The organism is Polynucleobacter sp. UK-Kesae-W10 (assembly GCF_018881575.1).
Classification (GTDB): Bacteria; Pseudomonadota; Gammaproteobacteria; order Burkholderiales; family Burkholderiaceae; genus Polynucleobacter.
On the sequence record NZ_JACVQB010000001.1, the window covers coordinates 567,718 to 583,803 of the forward strand.

Genomic DNA, 16,086 nt, shown 5'->3' on the forward strand with positions numbered 1-16,086 from the left:
TCTTTAATTATGTTTAATATTTTTCGAGGCAAAAGAATTCTTGTTACTGGAAATACTGGCTTCAAGGGATCCTGGCTAACAGCATGGCTCCTCAAGTTGGGTGCAAATGTCGTTGGTTTTTCCGATTGTATTCCGACCAATCCATCTTTATTTGTAGACGCAGATCTTAAAAAGCATATTACTCACATCTTTGGGGACGTCAGAGATCTTGATGCGCTTGATCGTATTATTCAAGAGTCGAGACCGGATTTTATATTTCATTTAGCAGCTCAGGCGATTGTTTCGACATCCTATCAAGAGCCAGCTAGAACAATGAGTACAAACTTTATGGGTACTGTAAACCTTCTTGATTGCCTGAGAAGGGTGGCTCATCCCTGTTCAGCGGTAATAGTTACTTCAGATAAATGTTACGAGAATGTCGAGTGGATTTGGGGATATAAAGAGACTGATCAAATTGGGGGGAAGGATATTTATAGCGGATCCAAGGGTGCTGCTGAAATAGCTTTTCACAGCTTTTATGAATCTTTTTTTAAAGATAGAAAGACAGTGCGGATTGCAACGGGTAGGGCTGGCAATGTTATTGGTGGAGGCGATTGGGCAACGGATCGAATAGTAGTGGATTGCATTAAGAGCTGGATGAGATCTGAATCAGTAAGAATCAGATCACCAGAAGCTACCCGACCTTGGCAACATGTATTGGAGCCTATTAGTGGATATCTGACTTTGGCGGCATGTTTATCTTTGAATATGGAGCTGAGTGGAGAATCGTTTAACTTTGGACCAACTGCGGAAAAAAGTCGTACCGTATTAGATGTAATTGATAATTTATATGAGCGTGTTAAGTTATTGTGTGATGTTTCTTCTCCGTATGAAATTGTGGATAGGGTCCCATTTCACGAGGCAGGATTGTTAAGATTAAATTGTGAAAAATCACAATTTAAGCTCAAGTGGACTTCAACATTGGATTACGATGAATGTATAAATTTTGTTGGGGATTGGTATAGCGCTTATATTAAAGATTCAACTTCGTCATATAGCAAAATGATGCAGCAAATTTCTAATTATGAGAATCTTGGAAAAGAGAGAGGCGCCATATGGACTCGATCTCTTTAAAACCAAGTTTTACAAAGTTAATACCAATTTCTCATCCCAAGGGGGATTTATTTAAAATATTGCAGAAAAGTTCTGAACAATATTTGGGCTTTGGTGAGGCTTATTTCACATCCATTAATAATGGTGAAACTAAGGGCTGGAAAAGGCATAAGGCTATGTATTTGAATCTAACAGTGCCTATTGGTGCTGTTAGATTTAATGTTCTTAATGATGAGAATGGAGAGCAGCAGGTGTATCTCCTGGGCAAAGAAAATTATGGCCGACTATTTATTCCGCCGGGATTTTGGGTTGCGTTCACTGGTATGGGGGATGGCTTTAACCTTGTATTAAATATTGCTAGTGTTGAGCATGACCCAAATGAGTCAGAAAATCGAGAACTAAAAGACTTTCCTCTACAGTTATGAATGTATTAGTTACTGGTTCTGGGGGGTATTTGGGCGCTAGATTAGTTGAGCATCTTTCCGTTAGGCATAAGGTGAAAATTATTGGACCTACCTTATCGGAGGAATTGTATCGGCCGCTGGGAGCTCCAATTACTGTAGTAAATGCAGATTGGTCAGATCCAGGTGGTATGCATAGCGCTACAAAAGGAATCGATATCATTATTCATGCTTATGGATTAAATGCATCCGCCTGCGGACTATCGGTGACTAAAGCATTAACGTTCAATGCTATACATACGGCAAATCTTTTGGAGGCAGGAATTAAGAATGGCATTAAGACATTTGTATACCTCTCTACCGCACATGTTTACGGTGAACTTGAGGGTTGCATAAACGAAGAAAGCAGGACCAATCCTGTTCATCCTTATGGATTTAGTAAGCGTGCCGGTGAGAATGCTGTTGGATTTTTGGCTAATCAAAGTGAAGCTATTAACTACAAAATATTAAGATTGGCGAATGTATTTGGACCGCCAACACCTGGAAATAATACTTGCTGGGATTTGCTTGTAAATGACTTATGTCGGCAAGCAATCCATTCCGGAAGCTTAAGATTAAGATCAAATGGGCTCAGTTCAAGAAATTTTTTAACTATGTATGACTTTCTTGCTGCCATAGAATTTTTTTTGGACGAGCGAATTAAGAATGGTATATACAACCTTGGCGCGGAAGAATCAATAAAAGTTATAGATATGGCAAATTTAATTGCCCGTAGATTTGAAAGTATTTTTGGAGTCAAGCTAGAAATCTATAAAAATGACACCGATAACATTAGAGGCAATTCTATTTATTACGACTGCTCAAAATTGAAACAAGAGGGCTTTAATTTTACAAATAATTTTGAAAAGGCAATAGATGAGACTCTAAAACTATTGGCTTTAGAAAAAGGAATCGTATCTTGAGAAAAGCTAAATTTGCAATATTAGGCGCTGGAATTGCTGGCCTTGGTGCTGCCTTGGGATTACGAGAGCGGGGAGAAGAGTCGATAATTTTTGAAAAAAATTCTACTTCCGGTGGGTTGCTTGATAGTTTAATTATTAATGGGTTCATTTTTGATAAGGCGGTTCATCTTAGTTTTGCAACTGAGCCGAAGGTGAGGGAGATTTTTGATGAGACTCCATTCATTACGCACCCATCCGATTCGTATTGTTTTGACGAGGGAAGGTGGTTAAAGCATCCAATCCAAAATAATTTATCCAAATTAGAGCCCGATGAGAAGGTTAGATTAATAGAGTCATATGTTGCTAGACCTGATGAATTGCCCATTGAAAACTATCGGGATTGGTTATATCACCAGTATGGATTTGAAATTTCAGAGAAGTATCCAATAAGGTACACGCGCAAGTATTGGTGTTCTGAGCCACAAGATCTTTCTATAACGTGGGTAGGTAATAGGATGAGGCGATCTAGACTCTCTGAAATTTTATATGGCGCCTTTTCCGAGCAAACTCCAAACCACTATTACACTAAAGAAATGAGGTATCCGGTATCTGGCGGGTATAAGAGTTTTATAGATCCACTAATTAAGAACAGCATTATTGAGAATAATGCTAATATCGTTGAGATTGATACGGTCAAAAAAATATTGTATTTTGAGAGCTTAGATCCCGTGGCTTATGATCATTTAATCAGCACTTTACCACTGCCCACACTTGTAAATTCTATCAAAGGCGCCCCCGAGGATGTTATCTTTTCAAGTCAAAAACTGAAGGTAACATCTATGGATTTGGTGTCGGTTGGCTTTAATAAAAAAATAATTGATCATTTATGGTTTTATATTTATGACGAGGACATTTTTGCTAGCAGGGCATATTCCCCCTCAGTAAAATCACCCAACAATTGCCCCCCGGGATGTAGCTCCATCCAATTTGAAATTTATAGTTTAGGTGACGTTGGCATCCGCACTAAAGAAGATCTAATGCAAAATACAATTTATGCCTTACATAAACTGGGCATTGCCAAACCGGAGGATATCCTTTTCATGGAGGTTCACCACATATCACATGCTAATGTTCTTTTTTACAACGGGATGGAGAATGACCGGGATAATGTATTGAATTATCTAAAATCTCAAGAAATTAAAAGTTGCGGACGTTTTGGTGAATGGGACTATTTATGGAGCAATCAAAGTTTGTTGAGTGGATATAGGGCTGCTATAGAGTTATGAAAAATACACTACGCGTATTTATAAATTCATTTGTATTTTTTCTAGTCTACATACTAATATTTATAGCGCTAAGAAATTTAAGCCCAAATGAGATTATTTTTTATCAAGGTATGCGATTGCTTGGGGTGATGGCCTTGGCCACATCAACATACTACATCTGGCGCGCTAGGGCTCTTGAGGGTTTGTTCGTTAAATTGCCAGCAATTTGTATTGGTATTTTATTGAGCTATTCATTTTTAATGACCCTTCCTGTTGTAATAGATAGGTCTATCACGTTACATTTTTTGGGCTATCTTGCCGCTCATCCGTCTGCATCCCCTGAAGATATTAGAATTGATTTTGTTGATAAATTTGTTATAAAGAATGCTGCAATTGAGAAAAGACTGGAAGAGCAGGTATCAATAGGAAACATTTCTATAGTCGATGGCAAAGCCTCTATTTCCACTAAAGGTCTCCGAATGCACAATTTTTTTGATTACTTGGCTACGGTTTTCAGAATTAACCCAACATATGTTGATCGGTAACTAAGGGTTTAACTTATGGCAAACCAAAGTAATCTACCTATGGTGTCAATATGCATTCCAGTCTTGAATGAAGAGCTATGTATTGAGGCGCTTTATATTCGGCTGTGTAAATTGGCTGAAAAAATGTCAGATAGGTGCAAGTTTGAGTTCGTTTTTTCCGATAATCACTCTGCAGATGGTACATGGGCAATACTTAAGAATTATTCTGCACTTGATCCCAGAGTAAGGGCGATTAGATTTACCAAAAATATAGGTTTTCAAAAATCAATAATGGCAAATTATCTTCATAGTAGGGGGGATGCTGTATTTCAAATTGATGCAGATATGCAGGATCCACCAGAGCTACTTGAGACCTTTTTTGAGCTTTGGCAAAAGGGTTATAAGATAGTCTACGGGGTTAGGAGAAAGAGGCCGGAAAACTTTCTCCTAACAGCATTCAGAAAATTGGGATATTTTATTATTGATAAAATGAGTGATTACCCTATTCCCCGGAATGTGGGTGATTTTCGTTTAATAGATAGAGATGTTGTAAATGCGATATTTAAATTTAAAATTGCAACGCCCTATTTGCGAGGGCTGGTGGCTGGTCTGGGCTTTAAGTCGATCTGCGTTGAGTTTGATAGGGACAAAAGGCAGGCAGGCGAAACAAAATTTAAGATATCACATCTCCTTGCACTTGGAGTTGCTGCATTATTTAATAATTCTGTAGCCCCCCTTAGGATGGCTTCTTATATTGGTTTATCGATGTTAGTGGTTAGCTTGGTTGGTGCATGCTACTATATTTTGGTTAGATTTATTCATCCCGAATTGCCGCCAGGATTCGCCAGCATTCATGTAATAGTTATTTTTGGTATCGGCTTGAATTCCTTTTTGCTGGGAATAATTGGTGAATATTTATTGCGAATATATTTGACTATTAGGTGTGATCCAATTGCCTTTTTAGAGGATCGGCTTAATTTCAAAGATGATCAATTACTACTGTAAATTTTTCCAATATTCTTGTTCTTTTTTAATATAAAAAATTGATTTAAATTGGCGCAAAATCAGAACTTTATTAAGGGCGCTATCACGACAATTAAGATCGCAAAAAGCCTCAAAAGAACCAGCTTTTTTGAGTCAAAATTAGCTATTTACAAAACGAACAGATTCTCAATTCGTCGCTCGTAAGGCCAGATCTGATTGTTGGGTGTTTTCAATTTTTCGATAGTTTTTTAACGTAAAAAAGAGGTAAAAAATCACTACTTTTTAGACCAAGCACTCTAAGAATTATTGATTTTTATTGAATAGAGTAGGGGTAGGAACGCTAATACCCCTTATCGCGGTTCAAGGTACCAAACTCAAGAACAAATACTCAAAGAAAATAATTAGATGCACCACACCTTGTAATAGGGTCGTTCTGCCTATCGCCAGAGTAAGTGCTCCAATAAAGAAGGTGAGATACATCAGGGTGATGTTTAGGCTGCTAATGCCAAGACTTAATGGCATGTGAAAGTAAATCGCAATGGCAGCTATGGTTGGAATGGATAATCCAATGCTCGCAAGTGCAGAGCCTAATGCCAAGTTCAAACTGCTTTGCAGGCGATTCGCTTTAGCTGCTCTGACCGCTGCAAATCCTTCTGGCAGCAAGACCAGCATTGCAATGGCAATACCCACAATGGTTTTAGGTGCCCCTACAGCATTCACCCCCGACTCAATGACTGGGCTTAAGAGTTCAGCCAGCCCAACCACCACAATCAGTGAAAGGATGAGCAATGCTGCGCTTACCCCAGTCTTCAGATTGCTAGGCTTTGGCGCATGAAAGTTAATATCTTTCTTCTTATCTTCCACTTTCGGTAAGTAATAGTCGCGATGGCTCACCGTTTGGAAGAATAAAAAAGCAGCATAGAGCGCAAATGAGGCAATGCCTGCAAAAGCCAATTGCCCTTTTGTGAAGTCTGGCCCTGGGGTGCTCGTAGTCACAATGGGCATCACCAAAATGAAGGTGGCTAAAGCGGTCAGGACTGCTAATGCGGAATTGGTACCCTCATTGCGAAAGCTCATTTCATGATGGTGCAGACCACCAATAAAAATGCATAGACCAACCACGCCATTGATCACAATCATCACCGTAGCAAAGACGGCATCACGCGCAATAAACTCTGCGCCTTCATGGCCGCCGAGCATCATAGAAATAATTAAAGAGACTTCGATGATAGTGACGCTTATTGCGAGCACTAAGGCGCCATAGGGCTCACCTGTTTTATGGGCTATGACTTCAGCATGGTGAACTGCTGAGAGTACTCCACCAATGAGGGCGGCTGCCATCAGGGCAATCAGCCAAGTGTGATTGGTGAGTTCATGAAGAATAGTAGCCATGGGTATTGTGTCTGAAATGCTATTAAGATGTATAGATTATCCGATTATTTAGCTGTTACAAGGAAATTTGCGCAATATGAAAGCACTTATATTATTTGGCCATGGTGCCCGTGATGCGCGCTGGCGTGAGCCCTTTGATCGCTTGGCCGCTTTATGGCGCAAGCAGCATGTTGGAACCCCAGTAGAGCTTGCTTTTTTGGAGATGATGCAACCTTCTCTAGAAGAGGCCGTTGCTGCCTTGGTTAATCAGGGCGCCACAGCAATTACCATAGTGCCGGTCTTTTTTGGCCAGGGCGGTCATTTGCGCAATGATTTCCCGGCGCTGCTATCTGGCTGTCAGGAAAAGTTCCCTGCAATTACTTTATGCGCGACGCCGGCCGTTGGGGAGGATTTGGCCGTGTTGCAAGCTATCGTCGACTTTGGCGCCAAGGCTCTTTAAAGAATCTTCGGCAGCAGTACTGATTTCAGATTTTGTTCTTAAGGCTTCGCCAACCATAATCAGCGCTGGTGAGTTAGCATCAAACCAGGTATCTGCTTTGCCAATAGCCAATTCTTGAAGGGTACTTTTCCAAAGTCTCTCACGAGCGGTACTCACTGCTTCTAGGATGTGGACTGGGGTATTGCTGTCATGATTGCCGCTATGCTCAATCAATTGCTTTGCAATCCGAGCCGCATCTTTGCGGCCCATGTAATACACCAAGGTATCTGCACTGGGATTGCTCATCGGATATTTCGTTAAATTTTGGTCTGCTACAGGCTCCGTTGCCTGTGCCAGCGTAACAAACGCTACGCTACGAGAAACGCCTCGTAAGGTTAAAGATTGTCCAATACTGGCTGCGCCCGCTAAGGCAGCAGTAATACCGGGTACTACCTCTACGGTAATACCCGCATCTTTAAGTGCCTGGATCTCTTCATCGGCACGACCAAAAAGCATGGGGTCACCACCTTTGAGGCGCACGATGGTTTGATGTTTCTGGGCAGCATCTACTAAACGCTTGTTAATGAACTGCTGAGCAGAAGAGAGTTTTCCGCAGCGCTTACCAACGGCTACCAGTTCTGCTTGGGGGCATAAGTCCAGCATTTCAGGTTCAACCAAAGCATCATGAAACACAATATCGGCCTTGGCCAATAGCTTTGCCCCACGCACTGTAATGAGATCAGCTGCGCCAGGACCAGCACCAACCAAATACACCTTTGCTGGTGTATTGCTTTGACGGTTCTTTATTTGCTTGGTCATAGAGGGTTTGTGGATATTCTCTTACTGAGTTAGATGCTCAGCGTTGCCCGCTTATCGCGCCAGCTGTTTTGCGTAGTCACGCTAAACAAATCAAATTGCTTTAAGGCAACATCAGTCTTTTGATCTGGGCGAAGTGCAAAGCTATCAAAGCCAACACGCGCACCTTGTAAGAGTTGATCAATCAGTACATCACCAATAGCCCGAATCTCGCCAGTCCACTCAAAGCGATCACGCAAGAGGGCAGCGGTACTAAAACTTCTGCCATCTCTAAAGATGGGGAAATGTGCCGCAACTAAGGGCCACACTTTTTTACCTTGTTCAATGAGATCGGCATGCTTGAGAATATCTTCGTCTGCGGCAAACCAAACACCGATTTGGCCAGCTTTTGCTTTGGCTTGAATATCAGACTCCTGGTGATGTTGTACCCACCAGGCAAATGGCACCAAAACATTATGCTTGCCATGCTCTAAATCTGGTAGGCCGCCTTCATCTTGGCTGCCATTCGAAATGAGCCACTCATTGGGGGCTAGGCTAGGCTGTCCACCTTTAGGGAAATACAAAATTTGATCGTGTGCAGGGATGGTATTGATTGAGTGATTCGCTTGGCTCATGATGCCTCTCCACTAGCTGCCTCAGACTTTTCTTTTTTCTTGGCGTTTTCATTTTTGTCTTTATAGGCAGCCTCTTTGAAGGGCGTCACACCCAATCTGCTGTAGGTCTGAATAAAAGACTCGCCCTCATGACGTTGTGCCACATAGGTATTAATGATGTTGCTCATCACATCCGGGATCTCATCGGCATAGAAAGAAGGCCCAATGACTTTGCCAATAGCGGCATCATTGCCTTGTTCGCCACCCAAGGTGATTTGATACCACTCTTCACCGTCTTTATCGACACCCAGTACGCCAATATTACCCACATGGTGGTGGCCACAGGAGTTAATACAGCCAGAAATATTTAAGCTGATATCACCTAAGTCAAATAGGTAATCTAAATCATCAAAGCGTTCCTGAATCGCTTTAGCAATCGGTAATGATTTGGCATTGGCTAGTGAGCAAAAGTCGCCACCAGGACAGGCAATGATGTCAGTGAGCAGGCCTACGTTTGGCAGTGCTACTTTTTGCTTTTTCGCTTCTTGCCACAAGTCATAAAGCTTGGCTTGTTCTACATCAGCTAACACGAGGTTTTGCTCATGAGTAGCACGCAATTCACCAAAGCTGTATTGATCTGCTAAATCCGCAATCGCAAGCATCTGCGCTGTAGTTGCATCACCAGGCGCTACAGAACCGTGCGGCTTGAGTGACAAAATCACACTCGCATAACCGGGCATTTGGTGCGGTTTGACGTTACGTTCTAACCAACGAGCAAACGCAGTTTTATCAGTATCGCTAGCAAGATTGATGATTTGCTCTGTGCTTAATGCAGGCAAGCTCTTATATGCTGGCTTGGTAAAGTGCTTGGCAACACGGTCCCACTCTGCCACGGTAAAGTTATCGTCACTATCCTGAATATGAAGCCACTCCCCTTCGACTTGGCGAGCAAACTCTTCTGGGCTTAAAGCCTTGACCAAGATCTTGATGCGGGCCTTATAAAGATTGTCTCTACGGCCAAAGCGGTTGTATACGCGCAAGAGGGCGGTGAGGTAACTTGGGAGCAATCGCCATGGCAAGCCAGTTTTAATCAGCGATCCCAGAATGGGTGTCCGGCCCATACCACCACCGGCATAGATATCGGCAATCAATTCTCCTTGAGGAATTTTCTTGAGTTCAATACCTACGTCATGACACAGGAGAATCGTGCGATCTTCTTTGGCGCCATTGACAGCAAATTTAAATTTACGTGGTAAGTGTGCAAACTCCGGATGCAATGTTGACCACTGACGGAGTAATTCACAAACGGGGCGTGGATCGACGTATTCATCGCCGGCAACACCCGCGAAAGCATCACTTGTAATATTGCGAATACAGTTACCCGAAGTTTGAATAGCATGCATTTCTACTTTAGCAAGCTCAGCCAAAATATCGGGAGTGTCTTCTAGGGTGACCCAGTTGTACTGAATGTTTTGACGGGTCGTGAAGTGGCCATAACCGCGGTCATATTTTTCCGCGATCAGTGCCATCGTGCGCAATTGTTTGGAGTTAAATAAACCGTAAGGAATAGCAACGCGCAGCATGTAAGCATGGCGCTGGTGATACAGACCATTTTGCAAACGCAGTGGGCGAAATTCTTCTTCGGCTAAGCTGCCATCTAAGCGCCGAGCAACCTGGTCCCGAAATTGGGCAACCCGTTGATCTACAAGGGTTTGGTCAATGTGGTCATATTTATACATAGCCCACGATTGTCATGGATTTTCAATATTCCTTCAAATACTCAAAAATCCATCCTATATAACTTTTGGATATAAAGAATCAAGTCAAAGCTTAAATTCTCGATAGTGCCTATACAGATTGGCAATCGCAGCAAAGCCCAATACAACGATGAGCACTGCAAACACATACTCGGTTGTGAGGTAGTTAAAGACGTGTAGGTGAATGAGAGCGGCTGCGATGATAAAAGCGCCAACGGCTCCAAATGCGACCAGCCTGAAATTGGGGATGAAGGCGCCCAAGGTAATTGCGATGAAAACCAGATAGAGCTCTGAGACCAGTTGATCTGCCGTCAAAAAAATGGTGTTGGTCAATTCCGGGTTGATGAACTTGCCTAAAACTGAAATGATCAAAATACAAGCCAGGATGGCAAAGTTCAACTTCGCTTTAGACAAAATCGTTTTGAGCTGATCGTTCATGAAATATTTGGACTTAATTAAGCGTTATTGCCGCTAAAAACAAGGCTAATGCCAAGCCACAGGAGCACAAAAGCGACGAGCACCGTGAAGCCCAATTTTTTGAGAAAGTATTCCAGGCTATCCATATAGGCTTCATCATTACGACCAAACCATTGATCAAAGCGTTTCCAGACTAAACGTCCAACCACCAAGGGAAGCAACATGGCAACTATGCCCAGGATGACAGTAAGAGTGGTATCCATGCAGGACGCCTTTCTGAGTAAGGTTCTTTAGAAGGCTAAAGAATACCTGTTTTCCAAAAGGACTCCTTCTGGCTGTCCTGGCCGCTGAGCTCAATTTAGGTCTAGCAGGGGGTTTATTGATACAGTAGAGACCCTGATTGGTATTTTTTGTATTTATCAATTGAGTACTTATTTTAAGAGAGAAGAAAACATGGCCGAATTAAACACAGCGCAGTTAAACGAAATTCGTAGCAAAGTTTTGGGTGCCGCAGGAAAAGTCCCTGGCGCTCTCATTGGCTTGGGTATTTTGTTCATCATTCTGGGCATGATTGGCGTTGCCGGTCAGGTACTCTTTTCACTGATCTCTGTCAATGTGCTGGGTATTTTCTTGTTTGCTGGTGGCGTCCTGCAAGGCATCCATGCATTTAAATCTGCTGGCTGGAAAAGCGTTAGTGTTCAACTCATCTTTGCTGTTTTGTATATTGCTGCTGCAATTTATGTATGGGCATTTCCAATTCCAGCGCTTGAAGCCATTACTTTATGGCTTGCTGCAATCTTTTTTATTACGGGTTTCTTGCGCTTAATCGCTGCATTCCAACACCGTCACTTTGCTGAGTGGTTTTGGCTGGCATTGTCTGCAGCAATTTCCATCTTGATGGGCGTACTCATCATGAACAATTTCCCATCTTCAAGCTTATGGTTGCCCGGTCTGTTGATCGCAATTGAATTGCTCTTGCAAGGTTGGTCATTATTGTTCCTAGGCTTTGCAGCACGTTCATTAACTAAATAATTACCCCAATTCGAAAGATATCTTTTACTAAGTCTGAAGAGCAGCTGCTATGGCAATGAAAAAAACCGATCTGTACAAGAATCTTGCCTTAGCGACTGCTCAACGGATGAAGAATTCAACCAAAGCCCCGAAGTTGGGGGTTGCAGAAGAAAAAGCGAAATCTAAAAAAGAGCTAGCCAGTACCAATCCCTTGCTGGCCTCTTTGATGGGTAAAACCAAACCAAAATCCGGTTCCAAGTAAGTCCTCATTCATTAATAATGTATGAATCAGGTAGGCACAGGATATTGGCTTAGTAAACGATTGGCATATCGACTCTGTCAAACTGCCTTTGTCATTTGTAGTATTTTTCAAGTAGTAATCACTTCGGCACAAATTGCGCCACCCCCCAATTACGATCAAAAGCTGAACGATATGGTGGTCAACGCTACCCGCTCGGATACGCCGCTTGATCAAATGTCGCTCAATACAACGATTCTGACGAAAGAAGTCTTAGAGTCTTCGCCTGATCAAACCATTGATCAAGTCTTAAAAAATGTTCCAGGCGTATTTTTAAATGACGTTCCTTACTATCAAAAGGATCCAACAGGGCAAAGTATTAACGTCCGCGGCTTGGGTTATGGCCGCACGCTCGTCTTGATTGATGGGTTGCCTGCAAATGATGCTTTTTATGGCACAGTGCAATGGAACTTAGTGCCCATGTCTTCGATCGAGTCTGTGGAGTTTGTGCGTGGCGGTGTCTCGAGTCTGTACGGCAACTACGGCATGGGTGGCGTGATTAATATCAATACCAAAACACCGAAGAATAGCTCCCAAGATGTATCTGCCAGTTATGGCGCATTCGGCACAGGCAATGTGGCCGCCTCGAAAGACCTCATCGTCTCTGATGCCATGCAAATGCGCCTGTCTGCTGACTATTTTTCGAGCGAGGGCTTTCAGAACTACGCCACGATTTCTCCGGCATCCCCTGGCAACATAAAAAATGGCATGGGTACCGATGCCGTCAAGAATGCCAATATCCGTTTGCAAAATTATTTCAAGCCCTCACAAGACACCACGGGTTTTTTGCGGCTCGGTTACAGCACGATGGCTGACCTCAGTACCAACTATGCGATTGCGCCTAACTTAATCCAAACGGCAGATGTAGCGGCGGGATCTACGACAAAGCTAGATGTCGATAAAAAAGCACAAGTGAATGTCTACTATCAGAACACCAATTTTTATAAGCAGAGTGGCTCAACATCTACTACAGCACCCAATAAAAATCAGCCTTACATTAATGCCAATTACACCGATCCCTATTCCACTCTCGGAGCATCTGCACAGTTTACGCATGACTTCAATGCGGCAGGAATTGATCAATACATTGTGGGGGTTGATGCGCGCAATATCTCTGCCTCTAATCTGACAAACAATCTGAGCTCAAGTGGCAACGGCGCTATTAGCTCGGTGAACTATGCTCAGGGTCAGCAAAACTTTTATGGCTTATTGGGACAGCTTAAATCGACTGCCAGTAGCTTTCCTCTGGAAACGACTTTGGGTGCACGCTTAGATACCTGGACTAGCCAAATCCCCAATTTGTATAACGCCGGCGCCAATGGCGCCAATCCGATTTATCAAAACGTACCCAATCAAAGTAAGACACAAGTGAGCCCATCCTTAGGCTTGCTCTATAAAGCAACAAACAATTGGGATTTGCGGACTGCCGCATACCAAGCTTTTCATGCACCCAGTATGAATAACACCTTGCGCAGTTATGGCTCGACTTCGGGCGGCTACTTTTTTGCTAACCCGAATCTCACGCCAGAGACGATGACAGGTTATGAGGTCGGCACTGACTATCGCTGGAAGGAGGGCTTTGCCCAGCTGACTGGCTTTAATAACTACATTCAGAATGCGATTACGAGCTACAACTTGTCTACCGGCTCGGATCAAGCACTTGCTAATAGTTTGTGTGCCTCTGCAGGCAATCCGCAGGGATGTGCTCTAGGAAAAGTGAATTACTACACCAATCAGCAAAACTTATTAAGTCGCGGTATTGAGTTTCAATACCACCAAGACGTGAGCGCACGTTGGGCGGTAGATGCTGGCTACACCTATACCCGTACGATTCTGACTTGGAGCGCGACTAGCGACCCCATTAATACTCAGGTTGGTGGCGTTCCCATGAATATGGCTAATGCCGGTATTACCTATTTCCCAGTGCCTGAGGCCAGCGTCACAACAACCGTGCGCTATGTGGGGAACTCTTGGATGGCAACGGGATCCTTGCCGGTACCTGCTTATGCCGTAGTGGGCCTTAAGGCGAATTACCAGCTAACGCCACAAGCCTCGATCTTTGCATCCGTAGTGAACTTATTCAATCGCCAATATGTCACCTTCAATATTGCTTCACAGGCCACAGCCTACCAAGCCGGTATGCCGCAAGCCATTACTGTTGGCGCAAGGGTGGTGTTTTAAAAAGCAGTACCCTATTTGGTGCAGTGCAGTAGCAAGGTATGTGAAATTTTGAGCGGTTTGGTGTGAAGCCGCTAAAAATGCTTTAGGATTTAGCACAGTAGAAGTTACAACAATAAAAGACAGTACAACCGATAGCAAAATCAGGAGACTTAGTAATGAAACTCAAAACCATCTATTCATTGATGTTTGCAGCTGGTATGGCGGTGGCAACACTGGCATCAGCGCAAGCTCCAGCACCTGCTGCTCCAGCCTCTGGCATTCCACCAACTTGGGCGCAAGGCAGAACACCAGATGGTATGAATCCATCATTAGCGCCTAATCCTCCTGGCATTTCAGCAATGCCTGCAGATGAAATTCCAGTCAGCAAGCTCAAGGTACCAGCTGGATTTAAGGTGGAGTTGTGGGCATCGGGTATGCCAAATGGCCGCTCGATGACTGAGTCTCCTAGTGGTACTGTTTATGTAGGTACGCGTTTTACAGGTAACGTTTATGCAGTAGTGACCAAAGATGGCAAGCGTGAAGTCAAAACCATCGCCAAAGGGTTGCACCGTCCTAATGGCGTGGCATTTACGAACGGCTCACTCTATGTGGCTGAGCTCTCCCGCATTATTCGTTACGACAATATTGAACAGAATCTGGATAACCCGCCAGCACCGGTAGTGGTATTTGATGCGTTACCAAAAGATGAGCCACATGGCTGGAAGTTTATGAAGCTGAGTCCAGATGGTCAGTACTTGTACTTCCAGATCGGTACACCAGCCAATATCGTAGTGCCACCATCTACGCATGCAACGATCGTCCGCCTCAATCTCAAGACCAATATTTTGGAAACAGTAGCCACCGGTGTTCGTAATAGTGTTGGCATGGACTTCCAGCCAGGCAGCAAAGAGCTTTGGTTTACCAATAACGGCCGTGACTGGGTTGCTGAAGACAAGCCTAGCGATACCTTGAACCGTTTAGTGCGTCCTAAAGGCATGAACTTTGGTTACCCTCATTGCCATCAAGGCGACTTCTTGGATCCGGAGTTTGGCAAAGGTCGTTCCTGCGATGAGTTTGATAAGCCTGTTTATAACCTTGGTGCACACGTAGCGGCTTTGGGTATGCGTTTTTATAACGGTAAACAATTCCCGGCCGAATACAAAGGCAATATCTTTATTGCTGAGCACGGATCTTGGAATAAAACCAAGCGTGTTGGCTATCAAGTAGTACGCGTAGTACTGGATTCCAATAACAAGGTTGTGAAGTCTGAGCCATTTGTTACTGGTTGGTTGGATGGCGAGAATTTCTGGGGTCGTCCAGTCGACGTACAAATGCTGAAAGATGGTTCCATGTTGGTCTCTGATGATGAGACTGGCGCAATCTTCCGTGTTTCTTACGGCAAATGAAATTGAGCTCTAGCACTAAGGCCATCCTCGGGGTGGCCTTTTTTACTATCCTCTTTCACGCAGGTTCTGTTTTGGCTGCACCACCAGATGCGGTAGCAGGTAAAGCTAAAGCGCAAACCTGTTTTGCCTGTCATGGAGAAAATGGGATTGGTATTTCGCCAGAGATCCCGAATCTAGCAGCGCAGCCACCACTCTCGATTACCTATCAACTCATTCAGTTCCGAGGTCAGCAGCGTAAGGGCGGAGCAATGGAAGCCCTGGCGGCAGGATTGAGTGATCAAGATATGCGCGATATCGCCGCTTATTACGCCGCTTTACCAGCGCCACCAGCAAAATCAGGCAATGCGGAGAAGATTGCCAAAGGGCAGCAAATCTCTAATACGCAATATTGCAATTCTTGTCACGGACCACAGTTGCAGGGGCAAAAGCATATTGCACGCTTGGCTGGCCAGTCATCCGAGTACCTCGTAACACAGCTCAAAAATATCCGTTCTGGAAGTCGAGTGGATATGGATGGCACAATGGGAAGTGCGGCGCGTGGCTTAAGTGATGATGATATTGAGGCACTGGCTGCTTACGCCGCTTCACTCAATTAGCGTTCATCCACTCAA

18 protein-coding genes are annotated in these 16,086 nt (G+C 43.8%); 12 read left to right on the top strand and 6 right to left on the bottom strand.

Annotated elements, in window-relative coordinates:
* The first annotated feature begins 9 nt into the window (after positions 1 to 9).
* Genes rfbG through ICN24_RS03025 form a run of 6 tightly spaced genes read left to right on the top strand, consistent with a single transcriptional unit; the run spans position 10 to position 5,228 of the window.
* The gene (rfbG, locus tag ICN24_RS03000) at positions 10 to 1,113 is read left to right on the top strand and encodes a CDP-glucose 4,6-dehydratase (protein WP_216221244.1); all 1,104 of its coding nucleotides are present in this window, start codon (positions 10 to 12) and stop codon (positions 1,111 to 1,113) included.
* A complete protein-coding gene (locus tag ICN24_RS03005) occupies positions 1,095 to 1,517 on the top strand; it encodes a WxcM-like domain-containing protein (RefSeq protein WP_216221245.1) in 423 nt (140 codons plus the stop codon). The genes rfbG and ICN24_RS03005 overlap by 19 nt, the downstream gene beginning before the upstream one ends.
* Complete coding sequence (locus ICN24_RS03010; protein WP_216221246.1) at positions 1,514 to 2,455, top strand: NAD(P)-dependent oxidoreductase; 942 nt, start codon at positions 1,514 to 1,516, stop codon at positions 2,453 to 2,455. The genes ICN24_RS03005 and ICN24_RS03010 overlap by 4 nt, the downstream gene beginning before the upstream one ends.
* Complete coding sequence (locus tag ICN24_RS03015) at positions 2,452 to 3,720, top strand: NAD(P)/FAD-dependent oxidoreductase (RefSeq protein ID WP_216221247.1); 1,269 nt, start codon at positions 2,452 to 2,454, stop codon at positions 3,718 to 3,720. The genes ICN24_RS03010 and ICN24_RS03015 overlap by 4 nt, the downstream gene beginning before the upstream one ends.
* A complete protein-coding gene (locus ICN24_RS03020; RefSeq protein ID WP_216221248.1) occupies positions 3,717 to 4,244 on the top strand; it encodes a hypothetical protein in 528 nt (175 codons plus the stop codon). Before ICN24_RS03015 ends, ICN24_RS03020 begins: the two co-directional genes overlap by 4 nt.
* Positions 4,245 to 4,259: 15 nt before the next feature.
* Entirely contained in the window at positions 4,260 to 5,228 is a 969-nt protein-coding gene (locus ICN24_RS03025; protein WP_216221249.1) for a glycosyltransferase family 2 protein, read from the top strand.
* A gap of 339 nt (positions 5,229 to 5,567) precedes the next feature.
* Here ICN24_RS03025 and ICN24_RS03030 read toward each other — a convergent pair whose 3' ends face one another.
* Positions 5,568 to 6,599: a calcium:proton antiporter gene (locus tag ICN24_RS03030; protein WP_216221250.1), complete on the bottom strand. Its 1,032-nt coding sequence runs from the start codon at positions 6,597 to 6,599 to the stop codon at positions 5,568 to 5,570.
* A gap of 76 nt (positions 6,600 to 6,675) precedes the next feature.
* On the opposite strand from ICN24_RS03030, the gene ICN24_RS03035 reads away from it, so the two are divergent.
* Complete coding sequence (locus ICN24_RS03035) at positions 6,676 to 7,038, top strand: sirohydrochlorin chelatase (RefSeq protein WP_216221251.1); 363 nt, start codon at positions 6,676 to 6,678, stop codon at positions 7,036 to 7,038.
* Here the strand turns inward: ICN24_RS03035 and cobA are convergent.
* The 5 genes from cobA to ICN24_RS03060 form a co-directional block, all read right to left on the bottom strand.
* Positions 6,961 to 7,836, bottom strand: a complete 876-nt coding sequence (gene cobA, locus ICN24_RS03040) for a uroporphyrinogen-III C-methyltransferase (RefSeq protein WP_216221252.1) — start codon at positions 7,834 to 7,836, stop codon at positions 6,961 to 6,963. The genes ICN24_RS03035 and cobA overlap by 78 nt on opposite strands.
* Before the next feature lie 29 nt (positions 7,837 to 7,865).
* On the bottom strand, positions 7,866 to 8,447 hold the full coding sequence (locus ICN24_RS03045; RefSeq protein ID WP_216221253.1) for a DUF934 domain-containing protein: 582 nt from the start codon (positions 8,445 to 8,447) through the stop codon (positions 7,866 to 7,868).
* Positions 8,444 to 10,165: a nitrite/sulfite reductase gene (locus ICN24_RS03050; RefSeq protein WP_216221254.1), complete on the bottom strand. Its 1,722-nt coding sequence runs from the start codon at positions 10,163 to 10,165 to the stop codon at positions 8,444 to 8,446. The genes ICN24_RS03045 and ICN24_RS03050 overlap by 4 nt, the downstream gene beginning before the upstream one ends.
* An 84-nt stretch (positions 10,166 to 10,249) precedes the next feature.
* A complete protein-coding gene (locus ICN24_RS03055) occupies positions 10,250 to 10,621 on the bottom strand; it encodes a hypothetical protein (protein ID WP_216221255.1) in 372 nt (123 codons plus the stop codon).
* Between the two features lie 17 nt (positions 10,622 to 10,638).
* On the bottom strand, positions 10,639 to 10,863 hold the full coding sequence (locus ICN24_RS03060) for a hypothetical protein (protein ID WP_216221256.1): 225 nt from the start codon (positions 10,861 to 10,863) through the stop codon (positions 10,639 to 10,641).
* Positions 10,864 to 11,053: 190 nt separating this feature from the next.
* Here ICN24_RS03060 and ICN24_RS03065 point away from each other — a divergent pair, with 190 nt between their 5' ends.
* The 5 genes from ICN24_RS03065 to ICN24_RS03085 all read left to right on the top strand — a co-directional run bounded on the left by ICN24_RS03065 (position 11,054) and on the right by ICN24_RS03085 (position 16,071).
* The gene (locus tag ICN24_RS03065) at positions 11,054 to 11,632 is read left to right on the top strand and encodes an HdeD family acid-resistance protein (protein WP_216221257.1); all 579 of its coding nucleotides are present in this window, start codon (positions 11,054 to 11,056) and stop codon (positions 11,630 to 11,632) included.
* Between the two features lie 49 nt (positions 11,633 to 11,681).
* Positions 11,682 to 11,873 (top strand): hypothetical protein, encoded by a 192-nt coding sequence (locus ICN24_RS03070; protein WP_216221258.1) that lies wholly within the window; start codon positions 11,682 to 11,684, stop codon positions 11,871 to 11,873.
* Positions 11,874 to 11,894: 21 nt separating this feature from the next.
* Positions 11,895 to 14,090 carry a TonB-dependent receptor gene (locus ICN24_RS03075; protein ID WP_216221259.1) on the top strand — a complete coding sequence of 732 codons (2,196 nt, stop codon included), beginning with the start codon at positions 11,895 to 11,897 and terminating at the stop codon, positions 14,088 to 14,090.
* 155 nt (positions 14,091 to 14,245) lie between these two features.
* Positions 14,246 to 15,475, top strand: a complete 1,230-nt coding sequence (locus ICN24_RS03080) for a sorbosone dehydrogenase family protein (RefSeq protein ID WP_255532544.1) — start codon at positions 14,246 to 14,248, stop codon at positions 15,473 to 15,475.
* A complete protein-coding gene (locus ICN24_RS03085) occupies positions 15,472 to 16,071 on the top strand; it encodes a c-type cytochrome (protein WP_216221260.1) in 600 nt (199 codons plus the stop codon). Before ICN24_RS03080 ends, ICN24_RS03085 begins: the two co-directional genes overlap by 4 nt.
* Positions 16,072 to 16,086 lie beyond the last annotated feature (15 nt).